This window comes from Sphingomonas sp. PvP055, assembly GCF_040546365.1.
Taxonomy (GTDB): domain Bacteria; phylum Pseudomonadota; class Alphaproteobacteria; order Sphingomonadales; family Sphingomonadaceae; genus Sphingomonas; species Sphingomonas echinoides_A.
Window position 1 is genome coordinate 155,023 of sequence record NZ_JBEPNS010000001.1, and the last position, 22,478, is coordinate 177,500.

Genomic DNA, 22,478 nt, shown 5'->3' on the forward strand with positions numbered 1-22,478 from the left:
GTTGCGCGCACGCGATCTTGCCCTGTTCCACGCGCACGGCGGGCGCGTGGACGCCGCGCGTGCGATGTTCGGCGGGGATGACTGGATCGACCTGTCGACCGGGATCGCGCCCTGGGCGTGGCCGGTCGCAGGCGTGCCGCTCGGGTGGGAGCAGCTCCCCGAACCGGGCGCGATCGCAGGGCTCGAGGCCGCCGCGGCGGAGGCGTTCGGCGTGGCGGATCCGGCGCGGGTCATCGCGGTGCCGGGGAGCGACCTCGCAATGCGGCTGCTTGCGCTGGTGATCGCTGCGCGGCGACCGTGCGTGGTGCGGCCGGGCTATGCCGGGCATCTCGCGGCATGGCCTGACGCGGTTGCCGTGGCACCGGAAGCTGTCACGGCCCTACAAACGAGCGATTCCCCCGCGCAGGCGGGGGCCCAGGGTACCGCACCGAACGCGCGTAACTCTGGGCTCCTGCCTGCGCAGGAGCACGGTGGCATGGGAGGCGCCGACCTGCTCGTCCTCGCCAGCCCGGCCAACCCGGATGGACGCGTCACCGATCCCGCGCTGCTTCGCACCCTCGCGCAAAGGATGACCGTGGTGGTGGACGAAGCCTATGCCGACCCCGCGCCCGGCCTCTGCCCGGAGGCGGGCGATCGGCTGATCGTGTTGCGCTCGTTCGGGAAATTCTACGGCCTGCCCGGGCTTCGCCTCGGGTTCGTCATCGCAGGAACCGATCTTGCGCCGCGACTGCGCGCATTGCTCGGCGACTGGCCGGTGTCGTCCGCGGCGGTCGCGATCGGCACCGCGGCGTATCGCGACCAGCACTGGCACCGCGCACAACAGGCGCGCATCACCGAGACGGGCGGCTTGCTCGACGAAGTGCTGCGCGATGCGGGCCTCGACGTCGTCGGCCACGCGCCGCTGTTCCGGCTGATTGCATGCGACGGTGCGACAAAGCTGTTCGAAACGCTCGCGCATCATGCCATCCTGACCCGTCCCTTCGCCGACCAGCCCGACCGGCTGCGCATCGGCCTGCCGCGCGGTGCGGCAGGTCTCGTCCGTCTCGCCACCGCGCTCGAGGAGTTCCCCCGATGACGACCGAAACCCCCGAAGATTTCGCCCGCCACAATGCGCGCAGCAAGCGCATCGCGGCGGCGCGCGAGCGGATGCAGGCGCGCCGCACGCTCGAACGCGGGTTGCTGATCGTCCACACCGGCAACGGCAAGGGCAAGTCCTCGTCCGCCTTCGGCATGGCGATCCGCAGCATCGGCTGGGGGATGAAGGTCGCGATCCTGCAATATGTGAAAGGCAAGTGGGAAACGGGCGAGCGCAACTTCTTCGAAGCCTATCCGGATCTCGCGACGTTCGAGGTGATGGGCGAAGGCTTCACCTGGGACACGCAGGACCGCGAACTCGACATCGCCGCCGCGCGCGCCGCATGGGAGCGGTCGAAAGCGATGATCCTCGATCCCGCAATCGAATTCGTGATCCTCGACGAACTCAACATTGTGCTGCGCGACGATACGCTGCCGATCGCCGAGATCGTCGCCTTCCTCAAGGATCGCCCGCTGACCAAGCACATCTGCATCACCGGGCGCGGCGCAAAACCCGAATTGCTCGAGATCGCCGACCTCGTCACCGATTTCACCGAAGTGAAGCACCCGTATAACGCCGGGTTCAAGGCGCAGAAGGGCGTCGAGTTTTGATCCGACTGCTCGCTCTGCCTATTGCGGCGGCGCTGCTGACCTCCGCCGCGCCGGTGCGCCCGCCGCGGATCGTGTCGATCAACCCGTGTATCGACGCGGTGCTGGTGCGCGTCGCCGACCCCGCGCAAATCGCGGGGATCAGCCATTATTCGCAGGACCCGCGCGCGACCTCGATCCCGCTCGGCATCGCCAATCGCTTCCATGCGACCTCGGGGACCGCGGAAGAGGTCGTCGCGCTCCGCCCCGACATGGTGCTGACCGGCCCGCATACCGAGCCCGCGACCGTCGCCGCGCTCAAGCGGCTGCACATCACGCTGGTGCAATATAAGGTGCCCGAGAGCGTGGCGGAGAGCATCACGCAGGTGCGCGACATCGCCGCCGCCGTGCGGCATCCCGAGCGTGGCGCGGCGCTGGCCGCGCGGATCGCGGCGGCGGCAACGCCATCGCGCGCCACGCCGGTATCGGCGTTGATCTGGCAGTCGGGTGGCCTCGTCCCCGGCAGCGGCACGCTCCCCGACGAATTGCTTCGGCGCGGTGGGTTCCGCAACATGAGTGCTGCCTATGGCCTCAAGAAATGGGACGTGCTGCCGCTCGAATATCTCATCGCAAAACCCCCGCGCGTGCTGCTGTCGACCGCCGCCGCCGAAACCGGCGAGGATCGGGTGACGTCGCATCCGGCGGTGCGGCGGCTGGCGCATCATATCGCGGTCGCGCCCTACCCGACCCGGCTGATGAACTGCGGCGGGCCGACGATCATCGATGCGATGGCACGCTTGCGGCAAGTGCGTAGCGGGTTCGCGGCATGACCCGGCTCACGCTCTGGCTGCTGATAGCCCTCGTGCTCGCGGCGGGCCTGTCGGTCGCCTCGGGCAAGATCTGGGTCCCGCTCGATGCGTGGACCGCCGCCGATCCGCGTTCGATCATCATCGTCGAGCTGCGGCTGCCGCGCACCTTGCTCGCTTTGCTGGTGGGGGGTGCGCTCGGGCTGTCGGGGGCGGTGATGCAGGGGTATCTGCGCAATCCGCTCGCCGATCCCGGACTGTTCGGGGTGTCGTCGGGCGCGGCATTCGGCGCGGTCGTGTCGCTCTATTTCGGCTATGCGGTGCAATTGTGGTTGCTCCCCGCGTTCGCGCTCGCCGGGGCGGGTGTCACGATGGCGCTGCTCGCGCTGATCGCGGGGCGATCGGGGAGCCTGATCCTGTTCACGCTCGCTGGGATGATCCTGACGAGCATCACCGGATCGCTCACCGCGCTCGCGATCAGCCTTGCGCCGACGCCGTTCGTCACGTCGCAGATCGTGACGTGGCTGATGGGCGCGCTGACCGATCGCAGCTGGGACGACGTCAAAGTTGCGTTGCCGCTGATCGTCGTGGGCGCGGCGCTGCTCGCGACCACCGCGCGGTCGCTCGATGCGCTGACGCTGGGTGAACAGGCGGCAAGGTCGGTCGGGGTCGATCCGGGGCGGCTGCAGCTCGTCGTGATCGCGGGGACCGCCTTGTGCGTCGGCGCGGCGGTGGCGTCGGCGGGGATCATCGGGTTCGTCGGGCTGATCGTGCCGCATATGGTGCGCCCGTTCGCGGGGAACAGGCCGTCCGCGATCCTGCTCCCCTCCGCGCTCGGCGGGGCGGTGCTGCTGACGGTGGCGGACAGCCTCGTCCGGCTCGCGCCGACGGTGAGCGAGTTGCGGCTGGGGATCGCGATGTCGATGCTGGGCGGGCCGTTCTTCCTGTATTTGCTGATCCGCATGCGCCGGAGGCTTGCATGAGCGTGCTCGCCGCTGAAAACATCGGCCTGTCGCTGGATGGCAAGCGCATCCTCGATTCGGTCAGCCACATGTTCCGCCGTGGCCGCGTGACCGCGCTGCTCGGGCCGAACGGCGCGGGCAAGAGCACGCTGCTCGATTGCCTCGCGGCGTTGCGCAAGCCCGACGATGGTGCTGCAACGCTCGACGGGCAGGACGTGCAACGGATCGACCGGCGGGTACGCGCGCGCGCGATCGGGCTGCTGCCGCAAGCCGCCGACGTGCACTGGAACATCGACGTCGCGACGCTGGTGGGGCTTGGCCGCCTCCCGCATCGCGGGCGCTGGGGAGAGACCGCGGCGGACCGCGACGCGGTCGCGCGCGCACTGGCCGCGACCGACATGACCGGGCTCGCCGACCAGGGGGTCGAGCATCTCTCGGGCGGCGAACGCGGTCGTGCGTTGCTCGCGCGCGTTCTGGCGGGGGAGCCGGAATGGCTGCTCGCCGACGAACCGCTCGCGAGCCTCGATCCCGGGCACCAGCTCGACGTGCTCGCCCGGTTGCGCAGCATCGCCGATGCGGGGAGCGGGGTCGTGCTGGTGCTCCACGACTTGCATCTGGCGGCGCGCGTCGCCGACGATGCGGTGCTGCTGCGGGGCGGCAAGGTCGTCGCCGCCGGGCCTGCCGACGCCGTGCTGACCGCGCCGCTGATCGCCGAGGCGTACGGCGTCGACGTCGAGATCGGGCGTACGCCCGCGGGCCACCGCTTCATCCTGCCGATCGCGCGGTGAATCATGCCGCGCTGCTGCTCCCGATGCTGATGGCGGAAGCCGCGCTCGGCTATCCGAGCGGCTGGTGGCATCCGGTGATGGCGGTGGGGGCGCTGATCGACGCGGTCGAGCGGCGCTGGAACCGCGGCGACGCGATGCGGCAGCGGCTCGGCGGGATCGCGTTGCTCGGCGTCTTGATCGGGGCGTCGGCGATCCTCGGCGGCGGGACCGAGCGGGTCGCGGGCCATGGCTGGGGGCTGGCGGTCGTCGTGCTCGTTGGCACGACAGGCCTCGCGCAGCGCAGTCTCGACGATCACGTTCGTGCTGTGCTGCGACCGTTGGCTGCGGGGGATCTGCCGGGGGCGCGGAATGCGGTCGCGATGATCGTGGGCCGCGACACCGATACGCTCGACGAAGCGGGCGTCGCCACCGCCGCGATCGAGAGCCTCGCCGAGAGTTTCTGCGACGGCGTCGTCGCGCCCGCCTTCTGGTTCCTGCTCCTGGGCTTGCCCGGCCTGTTCGCGGCCAAGGCGATCAACACCGCGGATTCGATGATCGGCCACCGCACGCCGCGTCACCTCTGGTTCGGCTGGGCGGCGGCGCGCGCGGACGATGGCGTGAACTGGTTACCCGCGCGCCTGTCGGGTGTGCTGCTTTGCCTGGCGGGGCGCGGCGGCTGGCGCACGATGCTGCGCGATGCGCGGCACCATGCCTCGCCCAATGGCGGCTGGCCCGAAGCCGCGATGGCGGGCGCGCTATCGTGCACGCTGGGCGGCCCGGTCAGCTATGATCGCGAGCCCGCGATGCGCGCGATCCTCGGGCGCGGCTCCCGCCCCGGTGCGCAGGATCTGGCGCGCGCGTTGCGGATCTACCGGGTCGCGTGCGTGCTGCTATGGCTGATCGTCGGGGGGATCGCATGGCTGGCGTGATGTTGCAGGGGACTGGGTCGGACGTCGGCAAGTCGGTGCTGGTCGCGGGGTTGTGTCGCGTATTCGCCAATCGCGGGCTGCGGGTCGCGCCGTTCAAGCCGCAGAACATGTCGAACAACGCCGCCGTCACCGCCGATGGCGGCGAAATCGGCCGCGCGCAGGCGTTGCAGGCGATTGCCGCACGGATTCCGGCGAGCGTCGACATGAACCCGGTCCTGCTCAAGCCGCAAAGCGATCGGACCTCGCAACTGGTCGTGCGCGGCAAGGCGCAGGGGACGATGCGCGCAGGCGATTACTGGCGGCGCAAACCCGAGCTATTGCCAGAGGTGCTTGCCGCCTATCACCGGCTCAACGCAGACGCCGATATCGTCGTGGTCGAGGGCGCGGGCTCTCCCGCCGAGATCAACCTGCGCCACGGCGACATCGCCAACATGGGGTTCGCGCGCGCGGCAAACGTGCCGGTCGTGCTGGTCGGCGATATCGATCGCGGCGGCGTGATCGCGGCGCTGGTCGGCACGCAGGCGGTGATCGACCCCGCTGATGCCGCGATGATCCGCGGGTTCCTGATCAACAAGTTCCGCGGCGATGTGTCGCTGTTCGACGACGGCCTCGCCGCGATCGTGGAGCGCACTGGCTGGCGCAGCCTCGGCGTCGTGCCGTGGCTGGCGGACGCGGCGCGGCTACCGGCGGAGGATGCGGTCGCGCTCGGGCGCGATACGGGTGACGGCGCGGGTCCGCTGATCGTGGTGCCGATGCTGTCGCGGATCGCCAATTTCGATGATTTCGACGCGCTCGCGCACGAACCCGGCGTCCGGCTCGCGATGATCCCGCCGGGGCAACCGCTGCCCGGCGACGCAGCGCTGGTCATTCTGCCCGGGACCAAGGCGACGATTCCCGACCTCGCCTTCCTACGCGCGCAGGGGTGGGACATGGATCTCGCCGCGCATGTCCGCCGCGGCGGTCGGGTGCTCGGGATTTGCGGGGGGTATCAGATGTTGGGGAACACGATCGCCGACCCCGACGGGATCGAGGGCGAAGCCGGTTCGGTGGCGGGATTGGGCCTGCTGCCGATCGACACGGTGATCCATGCCGACAAGCGCACCCGCCCGATCAGCGGGCGGTTCGCGGACGCGGATGCGCGCTTCACCGGGTACGAAATTCACGCAGGCGTCACGACCGTGGATCCGTCGGCACCGCCGCTGCTGCGCTTCGACGACGGGGCACATGACGGGACGACTGCGCGCGACGGGCAGATCGGCGGCTGCTACGTCCACGGCCTGTTCGATCAGCCGGAAGCCCGCGCGTGGCTCGTCGCGAGCCTCGGCGCAGTGTCGGACGGGCTCGACCGGCGCGAGACGATCGACGCCGCGCTCGACGCGATCGCCGTGGAGCTCGAACGCGTGGTCGACGTCGACGCGCTGCTCACCATCGCAAAGGACGCCGGATGATCGACGAACACACCGTCTGGGCGCATCTCGACGCGCTCGCCAAGCCGCGCCGCAGCCTCGGGCGGCTGGAGGAGATCGCGGTTGCACTCGCGCTGACGCAGGGGCGGATCGATCCGCGCACCCGCCCCCGCCGCGTCGTGCTGTTCGCGGGCGACCACGGCTGCGTCGCGGACGGCGTGTCGGCCTGGCCTTCGGCGGTGACGGGGATGATGGTCGGCACGATCCTCGCGGGCGCGGCGACGAGCAGCGCGCTGGCCGCTGCGAACGATTGCCCGCTGCGATTGGTCGATGTCGGCGTCGCGGGGCCGCGCCCGGTCGATCCGCCCGCCTTCTTCCGCGATGCCCGGATCGGCGACGGCAGCGCGAGCCTCGCGCACGGCCCCGCCCTGACGCGCGCGCAGTTCGATGCCGCGTGGCAGGTCGGTGCGGACGAAGCGGACCACGCGGTTGCGGAAGGGGCCGCGCTGCTGATCGCGGGCGAGATGGGGATCGGCAACACCACCACCGCCGCATGTCTGACGGCGCTGCTGACCGGGCTCGACGGCGCTGCCGCGGTCGGGCGGGGTGCCGGAGCGGACGATGCGACGCGCGCGATCAAGGCGCGGGTCGTGACCACCGCAGTGGCGCGCGCGCGTGCGCGCATCGACACCGACGCGACCGGCGCGATCGCCGACGTGTGTGGCTATGAGATCGCCGCGATGGCGGGGTTTTACGCGCGCGGCGGCGCACTCGGCTGCACGCTCCTGCTCGATGGCTATGTCGCCACCGCCGCCGCGCTAATCGCCGAGCGGCTTGCGCCGGGCACGGTGCGCAGCATGATCGCGGGGCATCGCTCGGCCGAACCGGGGCACGCCGCCGCGCTTGCAGCACTCGGGCTGGGGCCGATCCTCGAATGGGAAATGCGGCTGGGCGAGGCGAGCGGCGCGCTGGTCGCGCTGCCGTTGCTCGATGCCGCCGCCGCGCTGCTCACCGACGTCGCGCGGCTCGACGCGATCGGCGCGGACCGGGCGGACTGACATGACGCGCGCACCTCTTTGGGCCCCGCCGTTGCTCGCGCTGCAATTCCTGACGCGGCTGCCGGTGCCGGTGCTGGCGCGGATTTCGGCGGAGCAGGCGGCGGATGGGCTCGCGCGCGCGATGGCGTGGTTGCCGATCGTGGGGACGCTGATCGGTCTGGTGACGGCGGGGGTGTTCGTGGGCGCGGGGGCGGTGTGGCCGCCGCTGGTCGCGGCGATCCTCGCACTGATGGTCGAGGGACTGCTGACCGGCGCGTTCCATGAGGATGCGGTCGCCGATTTCTGCGATGCGTTCGGCGGCACCGCGCAGGGTGAGACTGCGCTCAGGATCATGAAGGACAGTCGGATCGGCACTTACGGCACGCTCGGGCTCGGGCTGTCGGTGGGGTTGCGGCTGGCGGTGATGGTGGTGCTGCCCGCGCCGGTCGCGGTCGTGGCGATCGTGGCGGCGGCGACGATGGGACGGCTGTGGGCGGTGCTGCTCGCAGGGGTCGTCGCGCCGGTGCGCAGCGACGGCATGGCGGTGCGCGCCGGGCTGGTGCCTCCGCGTCGGGTAGCGCTCGCCATCGTGCTGGCGCTGCCGGGGATCGTACCGCTGGCGGTGTCGCACCTCGTTCCGGTCACGGCGAGCCTGTTCGTCGGCCAAGTATTCCTGTGGTGGCTCGCGCGGTTCCTGCGGCGGCGGATCGGCGGGAGTACCGGGGATTGCCTCGGGTTCGCGGCCTGTGTGGGGCAGCTCGTCGTCCTGCTTGCGGTGGCGGCGTGAGCGCATCGGTGCTGCTGCTGCGGCATCCGCCCGTCACGCTCGCATGGCGCAAGCGCTGCTATGGACGGTCCGACATGGGGTGGAGCCGCGCGGGCACCGCGATGGCGCGCGCACTGGTCGGGGAACTGGCGGGGCACCCGATCGAGGCGATCATCCATTCGGGCGCGCTGCGCACGCAGCGGCTGGCTGAGATGATCGCGCGGGGTCGCGATATCCCCGTTCGCGAGGATAGCGGATGGCTGGAACGCGACTTCGGCACGTGGGAGGGGCGGACGTGGCACGCGATCTGGCGCGAAACCGGGGATCTTATGGACCGGATGGTCACCGATCCGACGGGGTTTCGCCCCGGTGGCGGGGAGACCGGGCAAGACTTGTCCGAGCGCGCGCAAGCGGCATGGGGGCGGTTGCCGACGTCGGGTACGACGCTGGTGATCGCGCACGGCGGCCCGATCGCGGCGCTGCGGACGTGGCAGGCGGGGGAGCCGCTGGAAACGATGGTGCGGTTTATTCCGGCGTGCGGGGAGGTCGTCGCGGTGTCGCGAGACGCGGCTTAGCCCCTCCCCTTTAGGGGAGGGGTTGGGGTGGGGGAGTCCAGAGGAACGCGCTCTCTACGAGACACTGCCCCACCCCCAACCCCTCCCCTGAAGGGGAGGGGCTTAAGAAGATCAGCCCTTCGTTGACACACTCCCCCCGCGCACGACAACGCCGCCCTTCATCACGAACGCCACCCGCTCCAGCGTCCGGATATCCGCCAGCGGATCGCCATCCACCGCGACCAGATCGCCGTAGCGCCCCACCGCGATCGCGCCGACGTCGGCGGTGCGGTCGAGCGCTTGCGCGGCGCTGCTGGTGGCGGACTGGATCGCTTCCATCGGGGTCATGCCCCATTCGACCATCTTGGCGAATTGCAGCGCGTTGTTACCGTTGGGATAGACCCCAGCATCGGTCCCGAACAGCATCTTCACCCCCGCCGCATGCGCCGCGCGGAAGGTCTGGCGCTGCTTGAGGCCGACCGCGCGTTCCTTGTCGAGGCTCTCCTGGAACACGCCGTTCTTCGCCCCTTCGGCGAGGATATAGTCGTCGTCATAGATATCCATGTCGAACCACGCGCCATGTTCCTTGGCGAGCTTGAACGAGGTGGCATCGGCAAGGCTGGCATGTTCGATCGTGTCGACCCCGGCGCGCAAGGCGACGTTGATCCCCTCGGTCCCATGCGCGTGGACCGCAACGCGCATCCCCAGCATTTTTGCCTCGTCGACGATCGCCTTGATCTCCTCGTAGCTCAGTTGCTGCGCGCCGACCGAATCGCCCTTGGAAAGCACGCCCCCGGTCATGCAGACCTTGACCACCTGCGCGCCATATTTGCGGATCGTGCGGACCGCCGCGCGGAACCCCTCGGGCGAGTTGGCGATCTGCGGGGCGGCGGTGGTGATCGACGGCGGGAATTCGGTCGCATCGCAATGCCCGCCGGTCACGCCGAGCGCATAGGTTGCAGGCACGATCCGCGGCCCGGGGATCTCGCCGCGCTCGATCCCCTGCTTCAGCCCGACGTCGGCATAATCGCTGGAGCCGACGTTACGCACCGTGGTGAAGCCTGCGTCGAGCGTCTTGCGCGCATTGGCGACGCCGAGCACGGTCCAGTAACTGTCGGTGAATTCGAGCCCGCGATAGCCGCTGAGCGTGGGATCGCTGGTCAGATGGACGTGCATGTCGATCAGCCCGGGCAGCACCGTGCGGTTGCCGAGGTCGATCCGCTCCGCACCCGCCGGAATCGCATCGCCGCGCTTGCCCACGGCAGTGATCCGCCCGTCGACCACCGTGATCTGCGCATCGTCGACGCGCTTGCCGCCGAGCACGTCGAGCATGTGCGCCGCGGTGACGACGACCGTCTTGGCCGACGCAGGGACCGCCGCGACCGTGGCTACCGAAGCGAGCAAGACGAACAGGCAGGATTTTGAACGCATCGGGCATCCTTGTGCAGACGGAAGACGGTTATGGATCGGCGGAGGCTTTCGGGTGGAGAACCCTGCCTGGGGCATCACAGACCATGACCCGCCGCGACGATCAAGAGGCCTGCCGATCAAAGCGGTGCGCAGGACGTTGCCATCCGCGGCATCCTCCCCGATGATACCGCCATGCCAGCCCCGAACCAAACCGCCAGCGCGCTCGAAGCGCGGATCGCCGCGGACCCCCGCTACGTCGCGCTGGTGCGCGACCGGCAACGGTTCTCGTGGATCCTCACCGCGATTACCGTGGTCGTCTACAGCAGCTTCATTTCGCTGATCGCGTTCGATAAGCCGCTGATGGCGCAGCCAGTCGGCGGCGGGACGATCAGCCTCGCGGTGGTGCTCGGCGCGGCGATGCTGGTCGGCACGGTCGCGATCTGTGCGGTCTATGTGTGGCGCGCGAACGGGAGCTACGACGCCCGCCTTGCCGAACTGCTCGCGGACGCAGGCGTATGACGCCCAGCCTGTTCCGCTGCGCCGGATTGCTCGCGCTGCTGGGCTGGGCGACCGGCGCGAATGCGGCGATCGCGGGCGCGGTCGCGCGCCAGCCGACCAACTGGACCGCGATCCTGATGTTCGGTGGGTTCGTCGCGATCACCTTGTGGATCACCGGCGCGGCGGCGCGGCGGACGCGGACCGTGTCGGATTTCTACACCGGCGGCGGGATCACGGGTTTCCAGAACGGCCTCGCGATGGCGGGCGATTATTGTTCGGCGGCGTCCTTCCTCGGCATCACCTCGCAGATCTTCAACGATGGCTATGACGGGCTGATCTACGCGATCGGGTTCCTCGTCGGCTGGCCGATCGTGCTGTTCCTCGTCGCGGAGAAACTTCGCAACCTCGGGCGCTTCACCTTCGCCGACGTCGCGTCGTACCGCTTCATGCAGGGGCCGGTGCGCAGCTTCTCGGCGGTCAGCACGTTGCTCGTCGTGTCCTTCTACCTGATCGCGCAGATGGTCGGCGCGGGGCAGTTGATCCAGTTGCTGTTCGGCCTGCCCTATCTCATCGCGATCATCGTCGTCGGTGGGTTGATGATGGTCTATGTCCTGTTCGGCGGCATGCGCGCGACCTCCTGGGTGCAGATCATCAAGGCGGTGATGTTGCTCTGCGGCGCGACCTTCCTGGTGCTCGGCGTGATGTCCAGCGTCGGCTTCTCGCTCGAGGCGCTGTTCGCCAAGGCGGTGGCGGTCAAGACTAGGCTGGCGCTCGAAAGCGGGCTTTCTCCTGCCGACGCTGCCGCCAAGGGCCGCGCGATCATGGGGCCGGGCGGGTTCATCAAGGATCCGATCTCGGCCTTGTCGTTCGGCTTCGCGCTGATGCTCGGCACGGCGGGGCTGCCGCATATCCTGATGCGCTTCTTCACCGTCCCCGACGCGCGCGAGGCGCGCAAGTCGATCCTGTGGGCGACGGTGTGGATCGGCTATTTCTACGCGCTGACCTTCATCCTCGGCTTCGGCGCGATCGTGATGATTTCGTTCAACCCGGAATATGTCGACGCGGCAGGCGCTCTGCGCGGCGGCAACAACATGGCGGTGATGCATCTCGCGCACGCGATCGGCGGAAACCTGTTCCTCGGCTTCATCTCGGCGGTCGCCTTCGCGACGATCCTCGCGGTGGTCGCGGGGCTGACCTTGTCGGCCGCATCCGCGATTTCGCATGACGTCTACGCGAGTGTCATCCGCAAGGGGAATGCCGATCCGGTCAAGGAACTGCGCGTGTCGCGGATCACGACGATCCTGCTCGGGATTGCCGCGATCATCCTTGGCATCGTGTTCCAGAAGCAGAATGTCGCGTTCATGGTCAGCCTCGCCTTCGCGTTGGCGGCTTCGGGCAATTTCCCGGTGCTGGTAATGTCGCTGCTGTGGAAGGGCTGCACCACCAAGGGCGCTGCCTGGGGCGGCGCGATCGGGCTGCTCAGCGCGTTCGTGCTGACCGTGCTGTCGCCGGTGATCTGGGTCGCGGTGTTCCACTTCGAGGCTGCGATCTTCCCGTACAGCTCGCCCGCTTTGTTCTCGGTCCCGGCCGCATTCCTTGCGATCTGGCTGATCTCGACGCTCGACCGCTCACCGCGCTCGGCGATCGACCGGGCGGCCTATCCCGAGCAACGGTTGCGCTCGGAGACGGGGATCGGCGTCCACGCCACGGCTGATCACTAGCACACGTTTCAGCAGCGCCGTTCGCGCGTGTTCCCGATCGGGAGCAGCCTGACACGGCGCTTGCCCCAATAGCTCAGGTCCATCGAGATCCGCACGGGCGCACCGGCGCGCGAATAGACGATCTGGTCGCCGCGCTCGCCATCGCCGGTGCTGCAATTGGTCCAGCCCGTCCGGTCGAGCACGTCGGTGATCTTGTAGACCGCATATTGATCCTGCGTGTGCCACAGGATCACCTGGTCGAAGCCCCCGCTGCCATCGTGACCGACGAGGTCGACCGCGGCTTCATACGGTCCGGCGCCCGCGAACATCACCTTGTGCCGGCGGCAGCGCATTGTGTCCCAGTCCGGTTGAACGCAGTCGGTAAAGCCCGCCGCACTTGCATCCGCCAGACTCCCGCGCACGGGCAATCCACCGAACGTCAGCTTGGCCGGGGGCGTGCGCTGCGGACCGCATCCGGCGAGGAGCAGCAGCGCGAGCCATGATGCCTTTTGTCCCACGACGCGCCTGTTCCCCTTGGATCGATCCAGGCGGAATACGGCGTACGGCGGGGTTTGGCCACCGGCGTTCCCAGAGTCGAGCGGGCGGATCGGTACAGCGTCGTGGAACGGTGACCGCATCGGGGGGTTCACATCCCAAGCCTTGTGGTGGGTGGCGGCGAGTAGCGGGGCGTGAGTGGATCACTACGGACATACGGCGGAAAGCCCGTGGCAAATGCCGCGGGCGGCGTGGATCGCCATTCTCAAACGGACCTGGGCCGAAACCGGCACGGACAATATCGGGCTGATCGCGGCGGGCGTCGCGTTCTACGGCTTCCTCGCGCTCGTCCCGCTGCTCGGCGCGACGGTGCTGGTCTACGGCCTCGCGGCGGACCCCGCGACCGTGATGCGCGACATGACGCAATTGACCTCGGTCATGCCCGCCGACGTCGCCCGGTTGATCGGCGAACAGTTGATGGGGGTGGTGCAGGCATCGGACGGCAAGAAGGGGTTCGGCCTGCTGCTCGCGCTCGCACTCGCGCTGTTCGGCGCGCGCAACGGCGCGGGGGCGATCATCACCGCGCTCAACGTCGCGTATGAAGAGGAGGAGAAGCGCGGGTTCATCCGCGTCAATCTCCTCGCGATCGGGATCACCGCCGCCGCGGTGGTCGCCGCGATGCTCGCGATGGTGGCAATCACCGCGCTCGGCTACCTGCAGGCGCTGTTCCCGGGGGCACCCGAGATCGCGGTGGTGGCGGGCAAGGTCACGGTCTACGTCGTCGTGCTGATCGTCGGCGCGACCGCCGCGGCCGCCCTCTACCGCTACGGCCCGTCGCGCCGGCATGCGCGCTGGATGTGGCTGACCCCGGGATCGCTGTTCGCCGCGGTGATGTGGCTGATCCTGACGATCGGCTTCGGCCTCTACGTCGCGCAATTCGGGAATTACAACGCGACCTACGGCTCGCTCGGCGCCGTGGTGGTGACGCTGACGTGGCTGTATCTGTCGAGCTACATCCTGCTGTTCGGCGCCGAACTCAACGCGGAGATCGAGCACCAGACCGCGCGGGACACGACGCACGCCGCTGCCCCGCTCGGGCAACGCGGCGCCTGGGCCGCGGACCATGTCGCGGGGGATGGCCACGCACATCTGCCGGCTGTGCGCGACACGTCTTCCGGCGACACGCGCACGACGGCCGTCGGCCTGATCGGCGCGGGGGGGATCGCGACGCAGGGCGCCGGCTGGAAGACATCGGTCGCCGCGACGCTCGGTCTGACGCTGTTGCGGCGTGGGCGGGGCTGGGAAGGTGCACTGCTGCTGGGTGGGAGCGCGGCATTGGCTTGGCTCATGCGCGATCGTCCCGGAACAGACGTGGCGGGGCACGCGTCCGATGCCGGACCCAAGCGGATCGAGTCGTCGCAACATGTTGTAATCGGGTCTTGATTGCTACGATGGCCACACCCACATGCTGGTCATCGTCAACAACTGAAAGGAGGTGGTCGAATGTCTCATTGTCCAATGCCGCTCGCGGCACGTCTCATGGGTCTGGCTTCCACCACGGGGGCCGCGCTCATCTGAGCCGCCGACCAGGCAAGACAATGGAAAGGCCGTCCCGTAAGGGGCGGCCTTTCGCTTTTCAGGGACCGTGCCGATGCGACGTTTGCGCCCGCTCCTGCGTTCGGATGCCATGCTGGTCTTCCTCGATTTCGAAGCCTCGTCGCTCGCCAAGAAAAGCTATCCGATCGAGGTCGCCTGGGTGTTCGAGGATGGGCGATCGGAAACCTATCTGATCAAGCCCGCCCCCGAATGGACCGACTGGGATCCCGCCGCCGAGGCGATCCACCATATCCCGCACGCGACCTTGCTGGCGGAGGGCACGCCGCACGGCGTTGTCGCTGCGCGGATGGTCGCGGATCTGGCGGGGCACGATCTCCTCGCGAGCGCGCCCTCGTGGGACGGCAAATGGCTCAGCGCGCTGTTGCGCGCCGCCGGTATCGACCGGCACAGCCTGCGCCTGCGCGACAGCGACGACGCACACCGCGAAACCGCGACCGCCATCCTGTCCGGCCTGGTGCCCGAAGCCGAGCTCGACACCACGGTCGAGACCCTGCTGACATTGACCGACGTTCGCGCGCCCGATCATGTCCCCGCCCATCGCGCGCTTTCAGATGCGATCGACGAACGCGCGCGCTGGCTTGCCGTCCGCGAGGCGGCGAACACCCTGGCGAGCGAGCTTCGCGGTGGCGGCTGACTATCCCGTGACTCCCGATGGCCGCTATTTCGTGGTGCGCGGGCGGCTGTGGCGCAAAAGCGATCCCGCGCTTTCGGAGACCGATCGTCAGGCGCTGGTCGACGCGCTGATGACCGCCCGTCGCGACGTCGGATCGGCTTTGCGATCGCACGACCGCGACGCCGAAATCGCGGCACGCGCGCGGGTCGACCAGGCCAAACGGTCACTCGGCGAACGTGGCCCGGTGTGGTGGGACGACGGCGCCCCCGATCTCAACCGGCACATGGCGCGCACCACGCCCTATGCGGACTGGTTCGCGGCGCTGGGATAGATGTCCTCCGCGCGTTCCGTCCAACGGCATATCGATCTTGGGTGGGCTGCGCGGAACCCCGCATCATAATCGCGACGCAGGGTTCGCGGTGGTTTCTGTAAAAAGCAGATGTTAGAGGCCGCTGACGTGCATCTTCGCCGACGTTCGTTGGTTAAGTCTGCCCGTCCCACCCGTCGTCCTCTTGCGGAGCCCTTTTCAATGCACGGCCTGCCGGGTTCCCTTCGTAGCGGTGACCGCATGGCGGCGTTGATCGCGGCGCATGACTGGAGCCGCACCCCGCTCGGTCCGCTGGAAACATGGCCGATGCCGCTGCAGGTCGTCACCGGGGTCATGCTCAACTCCCCGCTACCGATGGCGGTGCTGTGGGGTCGCGACGGGATCCTGCTCTACAACGCGCTTTATGCCGAGATCGCCGGGAACAGCCATCCCGCCATTCTGGGTCTTCCCGTCGTCGACGCCTGGCCGGAGGCGGCAGCATTCAATGCGGCGGTCGTCGAACAGGGTCTCGCAGGGCGCTCGCTCACCTTTTCGCGGCAAGAGATCACGCTGTTCCGGAACGGTCGGCCGGAACGGATCTTCTTCGACCTGAGCTACGCGCCGGTGATGGACGGCGACGGCGTTCCCGCAGGGCTGCTCGCGACGGTGATCGAGGTGACGACCGCGGTCGAGATGGAAACCAACCTGATCGCGGAAACCGAGACGCTCGAGACGCTCAATCGCACCGGGGCGGCGCTGGTCGCCGAGCTCGACCAGGAAACGCTGGTCCAGATGGTGACGGACGCTGGCGTCGCGCTGACGGGGGCGCGTTTCGGCGCGTATTTCCACAATGTGATGGACGAGTCCGGGGAGCGCCTGCACCTCTTCACGCTGTCGGGCGCGGAACGCGCCGACTTCGAGAAGCTGGGCCGCCCCCGCTCGACCGCCGTGTTCCGGCCGACCTTCCAGAACGAAGGCGTCTTTCGATCGGACGACATCGTCGCCGACCCGCGTTACGGTCAGGACGGTTCGCTGGGCATGCCGCTCGGCCATTTGCCGGTCCGCAGCTACATCGCGGCACCGGTCGTCTCGCGATCGGGCGACGTGCTCGGCGGATTGCTGTTCGGGCATCCCGAGCCGGGGCGCTTCACCGAACGGCACGAACGCCTGCTCGGCGGGATTGCCGCCCAAGCGGCGATCGCGATCGACAATGCGCGGCTGTTCGCGGCGGTGCAGGTCGTCAACAGCACGCTCGAGCGGCGCGTGGCGGAGCGCACCGAGGAACTGACTCGCGTCCACGAGGCATTGCGCCAGGCGCAGAAGATGGAGACGCTCGGCCAGTTGACCGGCGGGATCGCGCACGACTTCAACAACCTCCTTACCGTCATCCGGGGGTCGACCGAGCTGTTGCGGCGCCCCGATCTCAGTGAAAGCCGCCGCGACCGTTATATCGCCGCGATCGCCGAAACCTCCGATCGCGCGGCCAATCTGACCAGTCAGCTCCTCGCCTTCGCGCGGCGGTCGTCGCTGACCCCCGAGATTTTCGATGTCGGCGCCACCATCCGGGGCCTGAACGACATGATGGAAATGCTGGCGGGTGCGGTCATCACGGTGGACCTGCATCTTCCGGATGTACCGTGCTTCGCCAACGCCGACGTCAGCCAGTTCGAAACCGCGATCGTCAACATGGCGGTCAATGCACGCGATGCGATGGCCCGCGAGGGGCGCCTGACCATCACGGTTGCTCCGGGCGACCGTATCCCCGCGATCCGTGGGCATGAGGAGCGGTTCGGCGATTGGGTCTCGGTCACGATCGCCGATACCGGGACCGGGATCGAACCCGATCTGCTCGATCGAATCTTCGAGCCTTTCTACACCTCCAAGGGGATTGGCCACGGCACTGGCCTGGGTCTGTCGCAAGTCTTCGGTTTTGCCAAACAGTCGGGCGGCGAAGTGGTCGTGACGAGCGAGCCCGGCAACGGGGCGGCCTTCACGCTCTTCCTGCCCCGCAACCACACGCTGCCCCGGACCGTCGCGCCGAAGCATGAAACCCACCATGAAGCGGCAATGGCGCTCCACATCCTCGTCGTCGAGGACGATCCCGAAGTCGGAGACTTTGCGGTGGGCGCCTTGCACGATCTCGGTCACCGGATCGTGCTCGCACGCAATGCACGCGAAGCGCTGGATCGGTTGGCGGAGATGGAGGAGCGGTTCGACGTCGTCTTCTCGGATGTGATGATGCCGGGGATGAACGGTATCGACCTCGCCCGCGAGATCCGGCGTCAGCATCCGTCGATGCCGATCCTGCTGACCAGCGGCTATAGCGAGATTTTGTCGAAGGACGGCGCGGGCGAATTCGAGTTGCTGCGCAAACCCTATTCGATCGATGCGCTGAGCACGGCCTTCCGCCGCGTGACAGGCCCGGCGAATGCTGCCGCGAAGGCAGCCGACGCCCCGGACGAGGTGCCCCGTCCCACCGGTTGATCGCGCCGGACCGGAACACCACGGCAACGAGTCATCCGGGTAGCGTCACGCCGCGCGACCGACCTGCATCAAGGTCGCGTCGGACGGCAGGAGTTGATCCAGGAACGGGAGCAACGCCGCCCCGATCACGGGGGCATCCTCCCCCAGCCCGGCACGCACGATCGGCGCCATCGCGGGCAGCGGCAGGTTCCCCAGATGCGCGTGCAACCGTTCGATCAGCGCATCGACCAGCGGCTCGGACAGCCGCCCCCCCACGATGATCGCTTGCGGGTCGATCAGGCAATTGATGTTGACCAGCGGCGCGACCAGCGCCTTCGCGGCGAGCTCGACCCAATGGTCGAGCACGGCGCGAACCGCAGGGTCGGCTTCGTCGATATTGCCCAGGCTGGCACCGTCGATCCCGGCATTGGCCAAATACTGCAGCAGCGCGGAAACCGACACGATATCCTGCACCACCGCGCCGGGAACCGCGCTCGTCGCGTCGGGAAGCAGCCCGAGTTCCGCGCTGCGCCGGTTCGCCCCCTCGACATAATGCCGGTCGATCATCAACCCGCCGCCCAGACCCGAGTTGATCAGGATGTAGAAGAAGCTCGACAGCGCAAGGCCCGCGCCGGTCTGCGCCTCGCCGATCGCGGCCGCGGCGGCATCGTTGTCGACCAGGACCGGCCAGGGCAAAGCTGTCGCGAGCAGCTCAGGGATCGAAAGACCAGCCCATCGGCTATATGCCTGCGGGCGCCCCGGCAGCGCGATCCGCCCGAGGTCGTCGGGCACCGCCACGCCGACCCCCAGCACCCGATCGCGTTTGACCTTGGCCTTCGCCAGCAACGGCCCGATCGCGCCGGTCACGAAATCGACCACATCCTCGGGCAGCGCGAACGCCACCGTATGCGCGATCCGCGCGCGGACGTGCCCCGCAAGGTCGAGCGCGACCAGCGTCAGATGATCGCGATCGATGTTGAGACCGATCGCGATGCACCCCAACGGTTCGATCGTCAGGCGGATCGCAGGCTGGCCCCGCGGTCCCTGCAGCCGGCCGATTTCCTTGACCAGACCTGCGTCCATCAACTTGCGCGTGATGTTGGCGATCGTCGGCGGCGTGAGCCCGGTCGTCCGGGACAAGTCGACCCGCGTCGTCTCGGTGCTCGTCCGGATCGCCTGGAGCACGACGCGCTGATTATAGTCGCTCGCGCGGGCCAGATTGGTCCCCGACAAGGAGACGGCCAATCGCGCCCCGCGTGCTTCTCGTACCGGTTCGTCGATCATCATGCTGCCTTTCCGACCTATCGTTACACGGCAGTCCGAACGAAAGTCGACAAAAGCTTCTGATCTCCCGTCACCGTCTTCCATTTTTATGGGGCGGGGGTGCGGCTGGCGTCAGCGCCACGCGTCCATTCATGCCGCAATATCGCATATTGTTTGGTGTTTTCGAAAACCGGCTTGCCGTGTGCGTCGTTCACAAACGACACATACTCGCGAAAGACGCCCTCCTGGCGCATCCCCAGTCGCTCGCACAGCCGTTCGGACGCGGCGTTCCCCTCGTCGACATAGGCGTAGAGGCGCCGCGCGTTCCGTACCGAGAACAGATCTGCAAACAACCCTCGCGCCGCCTCGATCGCATATCCGGCCTTGCCGAAGTGCGGGTTGAGGTTCCAACCGACCGCAACCGTATCCGACTGGTCCACCGTGTCCGACGGTTCCGCGACCCCGAAGACATCACCGATCACCCGCCCGCCATCCTTGAGGCAGATCGCCAGATAATCATCGCTGCTGCTCCGCGCGCGCGCCTCGGACCGTGCCGCGTCAAGATCGGCCAGCGCCAGGGCCATGAAGCAGTGTGAAGTCGGTTGGTGGAGATAGGCGAGGAGATCGGCCCCATCGTGCGGTTCGAAGTTCCGGATGCGGAGGCGCTCTGTTTCGAACGGTTTCATATGATCCCCTTTGGCGGACGGATGCAAATACGATGTCCTACAGCCCGGTGTTGCTTATAGGATGAGCATTCGTATTGCGGAGTCCGGAGTGTGTATGCTCGAGCGCTTCCCGCAATCGCCCCTGCGTCGTTCGATGCGCCCGAAACTGCGGTTTTCGGGCGACGAAGCGACGTCGATCGGCAGCAAACGGCCTGAGACTGGCGGCGATTTCACCACGAACGGACGCATTTCGACAGCAAACGCAAAAAGGCCCCGGACGCGGATGCGTTCGAGGCTGTGTGTTGTGTTTGGTTGCGGGGACAGGATTTGAACCTGTGACCTTCAGGTTATGAGCCTGACGAGCTACCGGGCTGCTCCACCCCGCGACGGTTCCGCTTAGGGAACGAGGGTAGATGACATGTGAATGGGTTCTTTAGATACGAGACGAACTTGCTGCTCACCGGCTTCAATGCCTGGCGACGACCTACTCTTCCATCACTTAAGTGATAGTACCATGGGCGCAGTCAGGTTTCACGGCCGAGTTCGGGATGGGATCGGGTGGGGCACTGACGCTATAGCCACCAAGCAATGGAGCCGGTGAACAGCGGAGGGTTCGTATCTTAAAATCGGTGCACGCTTTACGTAGGTCTGAAGATGGTAGTTGTTAATCAGGCGTTGCATTTGATCATCCGCCATACAGCGACATCTGGTTTCCCAGGATTGTCATTGATGGTGGGACTCTCAAGCGCGAATAGAGCAATTAGTATCGGTTAGCTCCATGGATTACTCCACTTCTACATCCGATCTATCAACGTCATGGTCTCTGACGGCTCTATGAAATCTTATCTCGAGGGAGGCTTCCCGCTTAGATGCTTTCAGCGGTTATCCCGTCCATACATAGCTACCCTGCTGCGCTCTTGGCAGAACGACAGGTACACCAGAGGTATGTTCAACCCGGTCCTCTCGTACTAGGGTCAACTCCTCTCAAATTTCGACGCCCACGGCAGATAGGGACCAAACTGTCTCGCGACGTTCTGAACCCAGCTCACGTACCACTTTAATTGGCGAACAGCCAAACCCTTGGGACCTGCTCCAGCCCCAGGATGTGATGAGCCGACATCGAGGTGCCAAACAACCCCGTCGATATGAGCTCTTGGGGGTTATCAGCCTGTTATCCCCGGCGTACCTTTTATCCGTTGAGCGATGGCCCTTCCACGAGGGACCACCGGATCACTATGACCGACTTTCGTCTCTGCTCGACTTGTCAGTCTCGCAGTCAGGCGGGCTTATGCCATTGCACTCTAACAGACGGTTTCCAACCGTCCTGAGCCCACCATTGCGCGCCTCCGTTACTCTTTAGGAGGCGACCGCCCCAGTCAAACTACCCGCCACAGAGGGTCCCTGATCCAGTTTCATGGATCGAGGTTAGACATCAGAAACAAACAGGGTGGTATTTCACCTATGGCTCCACGTCAGCTGGCGCCAACGCTTCAAAGCCTCCCACCTATGCTACACAGTTTCTTCCTAATGCCACTCTGAAGCTGCAGTAAAGGTGCACGGGGTCTTTCCGTCTAACCGCGGGAACCCCGCATCTTCACGGGGAATTCAATTTCGCTGAGCATGTCCTGGAGACAGTGGGGAAGTCGTTACGCCATTCGTGCAGGTCGGAACTTACCCGACAAGGAATTTCGCTACCTTAGGACCGTTATAGTTACGGCCGCCGTTTACCTGGGCTTCATTTCAGAGCTTGCACCCCTCCACTTAACCTTCAGGCACCGGGCAGGCGTCAGGCCCTATACGTCGTCTTGAAGCCGACTTAGCAGAGCCCTGTGTTTTTGCTAAACAGTCGCTACCCCCTGGCCTGTGCCCCCAACAAGAGCTTGCGCCTATGTTGGGCCTCCTTCTTCCGAAGGTACGGAGGCAATTTGCCGAGTTCCTTCAGGACACTTCTCTCAAGCGCCTTGGTATACTCTACCTGACCACCTGTGTCGGTTTCGGGTACGGTCTATACGGTGGGGCTATTTCCCGGGACCTCTTCGAGGCCGTCCCAATCCGATAAGGGACGACAACACACGAGATCCGTCACACACCACCAGGCCCACGAATATTAACGTGGTTCCCATCGACTACCCCCTTCGGGCTCGTCTTAGGGGCCGGCTCACCCTGCGCGGATTAGCCTTGCGCAGGAACCCTTGGTCTTTCGGCGAAAGGGCATCTCACCCTTTTTATCGCTACTCATGTCTGCATTCGCACTTCCGATACCTCCACGACCCATTACCAGATCGCTTCACAGGCTTACGGAACGCTCCGCTACCGCGTACCATATAAATGGCACACCCTAAGCTTCGGTGCGTGTCTTGAGCCCCGTTACATCTTCGCCGCAGAACCTCTTGATTAGACCAGTGAGCTGTTACGCTTTCTTTAAAGGATGGCTGCTTCTAAGCCAACCTCCTGGTTGTTTTGGAAGTTCCACATGCTTTCCCACTTAGACACGACTTGGGGACCTTAGCTGTAGGTCAGGGCTGTTTCCCTTTTGACGACGGACCTTAGCACCCGCC

Annotated in this window: 20 protein-coding genes, 1 tRNA gene and 2 rRNA genes (1 of these 23 running past the window's edge); 16 read left to right on the forward strand and 7 right to left on the reverse strand. The window is 66.9% G+C overall.

All coding sequences use genetic code 11. The features are described 5' to 3' along the window. The first annotated feature begins 1 nt into the window (after window position 1). The 10 genes from ABIC16_RS00720 to ABIC16_RS00765 are packed head-to-tail and all read left to right on the forward strand — an operon-like array spanning window position 2 to window position 8,910. Entirely contained in the window at window positions 2-1,075 is a 1,074-nt protein-coding gene (locus ABIC16_RS00720) for an aminotransferase class I/II-fold pyridoxal phosphate-dependent enzyme (protein WP_354289685.1), read from the forward strand. Further along, the gene (gene cobO, locus ABIC16_RS00725) at window positions 1,072-1,686 is read left to right on the forward strand and encodes a cob(I)yrinic acid a,c-diamide adenosyltransferase (protein WP_131530122.1); all 615 of its coding nucleotides are present in this window, start codon (window positions 1,072-1,074) and stop codon (window positions 1,684-1,686) included. The genes ABIC16_RS00720 and cobO overlap by 4 nt, the downstream gene beginning before the upstream one ends. Further along, a complete protein-coding gene (locus tag ABIC16_RS00730) occupies window positions 1,683-2,492 on the forward strand; it encodes an ABC transporter substrate-binding protein (protein ID WP_354289686.1) in 810 nt (269 codons plus the stop codon). The genes cobO and ABIC16_RS00730 overlap by 4 nt, the downstream gene beginning before the upstream one ends. Further along, window positions 2,489-3,451: a FecCD family ABC transporter permease gene (locus tag ABIC16_RS00735; protein WP_354289687.1), complete on the forward strand. Its 963-nt coding sequence runs from the start codon at window positions 2,489-2,491 to the stop codon at window positions 3,449-3,451. Before ABIC16_RS00730 ends, ABIC16_RS00735 begins: the two co-directional genes overlap by 4 nt. Continuing rightward, window positions 3,448-4,218 (forward strand): ABC transporter ATP-binding protein, encoded by a 771-nt coding sequence (locus tag ABIC16_RS00740; RefSeq protein ID WP_354289688.1) that lies wholly within the window; start codon window positions 3,448-3,450, stop codon window positions 4,216-4,218. The genes ABIC16_RS00735 and ABIC16_RS00740 overlap by 4 nt, the downstream gene beginning before the upstream one ends. Beyond that, window positions 4,215-5,126 carry an adenosylcobinamide-phosphate synthase CbiB gene (gene cbiB, locus ABIC16_RS00745; protein ID WP_354289689.1) on the forward strand — a complete coding sequence of 304 codons (912 nt, stop codon included), beginning with the start codon at window positions 4,215-4,217 and terminating at the stop codon, window positions 5,124-5,126. The genes ABIC16_RS00740 and cbiB overlap by 4 nt, the downstream gene beginning before the upstream one ends. Further along, on the forward strand, window positions 5,114-6,574 hold the full coding sequence (locus tag ABIC16_RS00750) for a cobyric acid synthase (RefSeq protein WP_354292227.1): 1,461 nt from the start codon (window positions 5,114-5,116) through the stop codon (window positions 6,572-6,574). Before cbiB ends, ABIC16_RS00750 begins: the two co-directional genes overlap by 13 nt. Continuing rightward, window positions 6,571-7,590 (forward strand): nicotinate-nucleotide--dimethylbenzimidazole phosphoribosyltransferase, encoded by a 1,020-nt coding sequence (gene cobT / locus ABIC16_RS00755; protein ID WP_354289690.1) that lies wholly within the window; start codon window positions 6,571-6,573, stop codon window positions 7,588-7,590. Before ABIC16_RS00750 ends, cobT begins: the two co-directional genes overlap by 4 nt. A gap of 1 nt (window position 7,591) precedes the next feature. After that, window positions 7,592-8,356, forward strand: a complete 765-nt coding sequence (gene cobS / locus ABIC16_RS00760; RefSeq protein ID WP_354289691.1) for an adenosylcobinamide-GDP ribazoletransferase — start codon at window positions 7,592-7,594, stop codon at window positions 8,354-8,356. Further along, entirely contained in the window at window positions 8,353-8,910 is a 558-nt protein-coding gene (locus ABIC16_RS00765; RefSeq protein ID WP_354289692.1) for a histidine phosphatase family protein, read from the forward strand. Before cobS ends, ABIC16_RS00765 begins: the two co-directional genes overlap by 4 nt. 111 nt (window positions 8,911-9,021) lie before the next feature. On the opposite strand, the gene ABIC16_RS00770 is transcribed toward ABIC16_RS00765, so the two are convergent. After that, window positions 9,022-10,320: a Xaa-Pro dipeptidase gene (locus tag ABIC16_RS00770; RefSeq protein ID WP_354289693.1), complete on the reverse strand. Its 1,299-nt coding sequence runs from the start codon at window positions 10,318-10,320 to the stop codon at window positions 9,022-9,024. A 171-nt stretch (window positions 10,321-10,491) separates the two neighbouring features. On the opposite strand from ABIC16_RS00770, the gene ABIC16_RS00775 reads away from it, so the two are divergent. Next, complete coding sequence (locus ABIC16_RS00775; RefSeq protein ID WP_354289694.1) at window positions 10,492-10,818, forward strand: DUF485 domain-containing protein; 327 nt, start codon at window positions 10,492-10,494, stop codon at window positions 10,816-10,818. After that, on the forward strand, window positions 10,815-12,518 hold the full coding sequence (locus ABIC16_RS00780) for a cation acetate symporter (protein ID WP_354289695.1): 1,704 nt from the start codon (window positions 10,815-10,817) through the stop codon (window positions 12,516-12,518). Before ABIC16_RS00775 ends, ABIC16_RS00780 begins: the two co-directional genes overlap by 4 nt. 8 nt (window positions 12,519-12,526) lie before the next feature. On the opposite strand, the gene ABIC16_RS00785 is transcribed toward ABIC16_RS00780, so the two are convergent. Then, complete coding sequence (locus tag ABIC16_RS00785; protein ID WP_354289696.1) at window positions 12,527-13,015, reverse strand: hypothetical protein; 489 nt, start codon at window positions 13,013-13,015, stop codon at window positions 12,527-12,529. 175 nt (window positions 13,016-13,190) lie between these two features. Between ABIC16_RS00785 and ABIC16_RS00790 the strand changes: the two genes are divergently transcribed. From ABIC16_RS00790 to ABIC16_RS00805, 4 genes are all read left to right on the forward strand, one after another. After that, window positions 13,191-14,435 (forward strand): YihY/virulence factor BrkB family protein, encoded by a 1,245-nt coding sequence (locus tag ABIC16_RS00790; RefSeq protein ID WP_354289697.1) that lies wholly within the window; start codon window positions 13,191-13,193, stop codon window positions 14,433-14,435. A 208-nt stretch (window positions 14,436-14,643) separates the two neighbouring features. Next, the gene (locus ABIC16_RS00795) at window positions 14,644-15,243 is read left to right on the forward strand and encodes a 3'-5' exonuclease (protein WP_354289698.1); all 600 of its coding nucleotides are present in this window, start codon (window positions 14,644-14,646) and stop codon (window positions 15,241-15,243) included. Beyond that, the gene (locus ABIC16_RS00800; protein ID WP_431358414.1) at window positions 15,233-15,553 is read left to right on the forward strand and encodes a hypothetical protein; all 321 of its coding nucleotides are present in this window, start codon (window positions 15,233-15,235) and stop codon (window positions 15,551-15,553) included. Before ABIC16_RS00795 ends, ABIC16_RS00800 begins: the two co-directional genes overlap by 11 nt. A gap of 237 nt (window positions 15,554-15,790) precedes the next feature. Next, window positions 15,791-18,013 (forward strand): ATP-binding protein, encoded by a 2,223-nt coding sequence (locus ABIC16_RS00805; protein WP_354289699.1) that lies wholly within the window; start codon window positions 15,791-15,793, stop codon window positions 18,011-18,013. Window positions 18,014-18,058: 45 nt separating this feature from the next. Here the strand turns inward: ABIC16_RS00805 and ABIC16_RS00810 are convergent, their stop codons facing one another. From ABIC16_RS00810 to ABIC16_RS00830, 5 genes are all read right to left on the reverse strand, one after another. Continuing rightward, a complete protein-coding gene (locus ABIC16_RS00810; RefSeq protein WP_354289700.1) occupies window positions 18,059-19,279 on the reverse strand; it encodes an ROK family transcriptional regulator in 1,221 nt (406 codons plus the stop codon). An 83-nt stretch (window positions 19,280-19,362) separates the two neighbouring features. Then, the gene (locus tag ABIC16_RS00815; RefSeq protein ID WP_354289701.1) at window positions 19,363-19,941 is read right to left on the reverse strand and encodes a GNAT family N-acetyltransferase; all 579 of its coding nucleotides are present in this window, start codon (window positions 19,939-19,941) and stop codon (window positions 19,363-19,365) included. A 288-nt stretch (window positions 19,942-20,229) separates the two neighbouring features. Beyond that, a tRNA-Met gene (locus tag ABIC16_RS00820) sits at window positions 20,230-20,306 on the reverse strand. An 85-nt stretch (window positions 20,307-20,391) separates the two neighbouring features. Further along, window positions 20,392-20,506 (reverse strand): 5S ribosomal RNA (gene rrf, locus ABIC16_RS00825). A gap of 154 nt (window positions 20,507-20,660) precedes the next feature. Then, window positions 20,661-22,478: ribosomal RNA gene (locus ABIC16_RS00830) — 23S ribosomal RNA — on the reverse strand; it runs 982 nt beyond the window's last position.

Coding starts and splice junctions, on each gene's coding strand:
- cobO (WP_131530122.1), top strand. CDS start 1,072: ATGACGACCGAAACCCCCGAAGATTTCGCCCGCCACAATGCGCGCAGC.
- ABIC16_RS00735 (WP_354289687.1), top strand. CDS start 2,489: ATGACCCGGCTCACGCTCTGGCTGCTGATAGCCCTCGTGCTCGCGGCG.
- ABIC16_RS00740 (WP_354289688.1), top strand. CDS start 3,448: ATGAGCGTGCTCGCCGCTGAAAACATCGGCCTGTCGCTGGATGGCAAG.
- ABIC16_RS00750 (WP_354292227.1), top strand. CDS start 5,114: ATGGCTGGCGTGATGTTGCAGGGGACTGGGTCGGACGTCGGCAAGTCG.
- cobT (WP_354289690.1), top strand. CDS start 6,571: ATGATCGACGAACACACCGTCTGGGCGCATCTCGACGCGCTCGCCAAG.
- cobS (WP_354289691.1), top strand. CDS start 7,592: ATGACGCGCGCACCTCTTTGGGCCCCGCCGTTGCTCGCGCTGCAATTC.
- ABIC16_RS00770 (WP_354289693.1), bottom strand. CDS start 10,320: ATGCGTTCAAAATCCTGCCTGTTCGTCTTGCTCGCTTCGGTAGCCACG.
- ABIC16_RS00775 (WP_354289694.1), top strand. CDS start 10,492: ATGCCAGCCCCGAACCAAACCGCCAGCGCGCTCGAAGCGCGGATCGCC.
- ABIC16_RS00780 (WP_354289695.1), top strand. CDS start 10,815: ATGACGCCCAGCCTGTTCCGCTGCGCCGGATTGCTCGCGCTGCTGGGC.
- ABIC16_RS00795 (WP_354289698.1), top strand. CDS start 14,644: ATGCGACGTTTGCGCCCGCTCCTGCGTTCGGATGCCATGCTGGTCTTC.
- ABIC16_RS00805 (WP_354289699.1), top strand. CDS start 15,791: ATGGCGGCGTTGATCGCGGCGCATGACTGGAGCCGCACCCCGCTCGGT.
- ABIC16_RS00810 (WP_354289700.1), bottom strand. CDS start 19,279: ATGATGATCGACGAACCGGTACGAGAAGCACGCGGGGCGCGATTGGCC.
- ABIC16_RS00815 (WP_354289701.1), bottom strand. CDS start 19,941: ATGAAACCGTTCGAAACAGAGCGCCTCCGCATCCGGAACTTCGAACCG.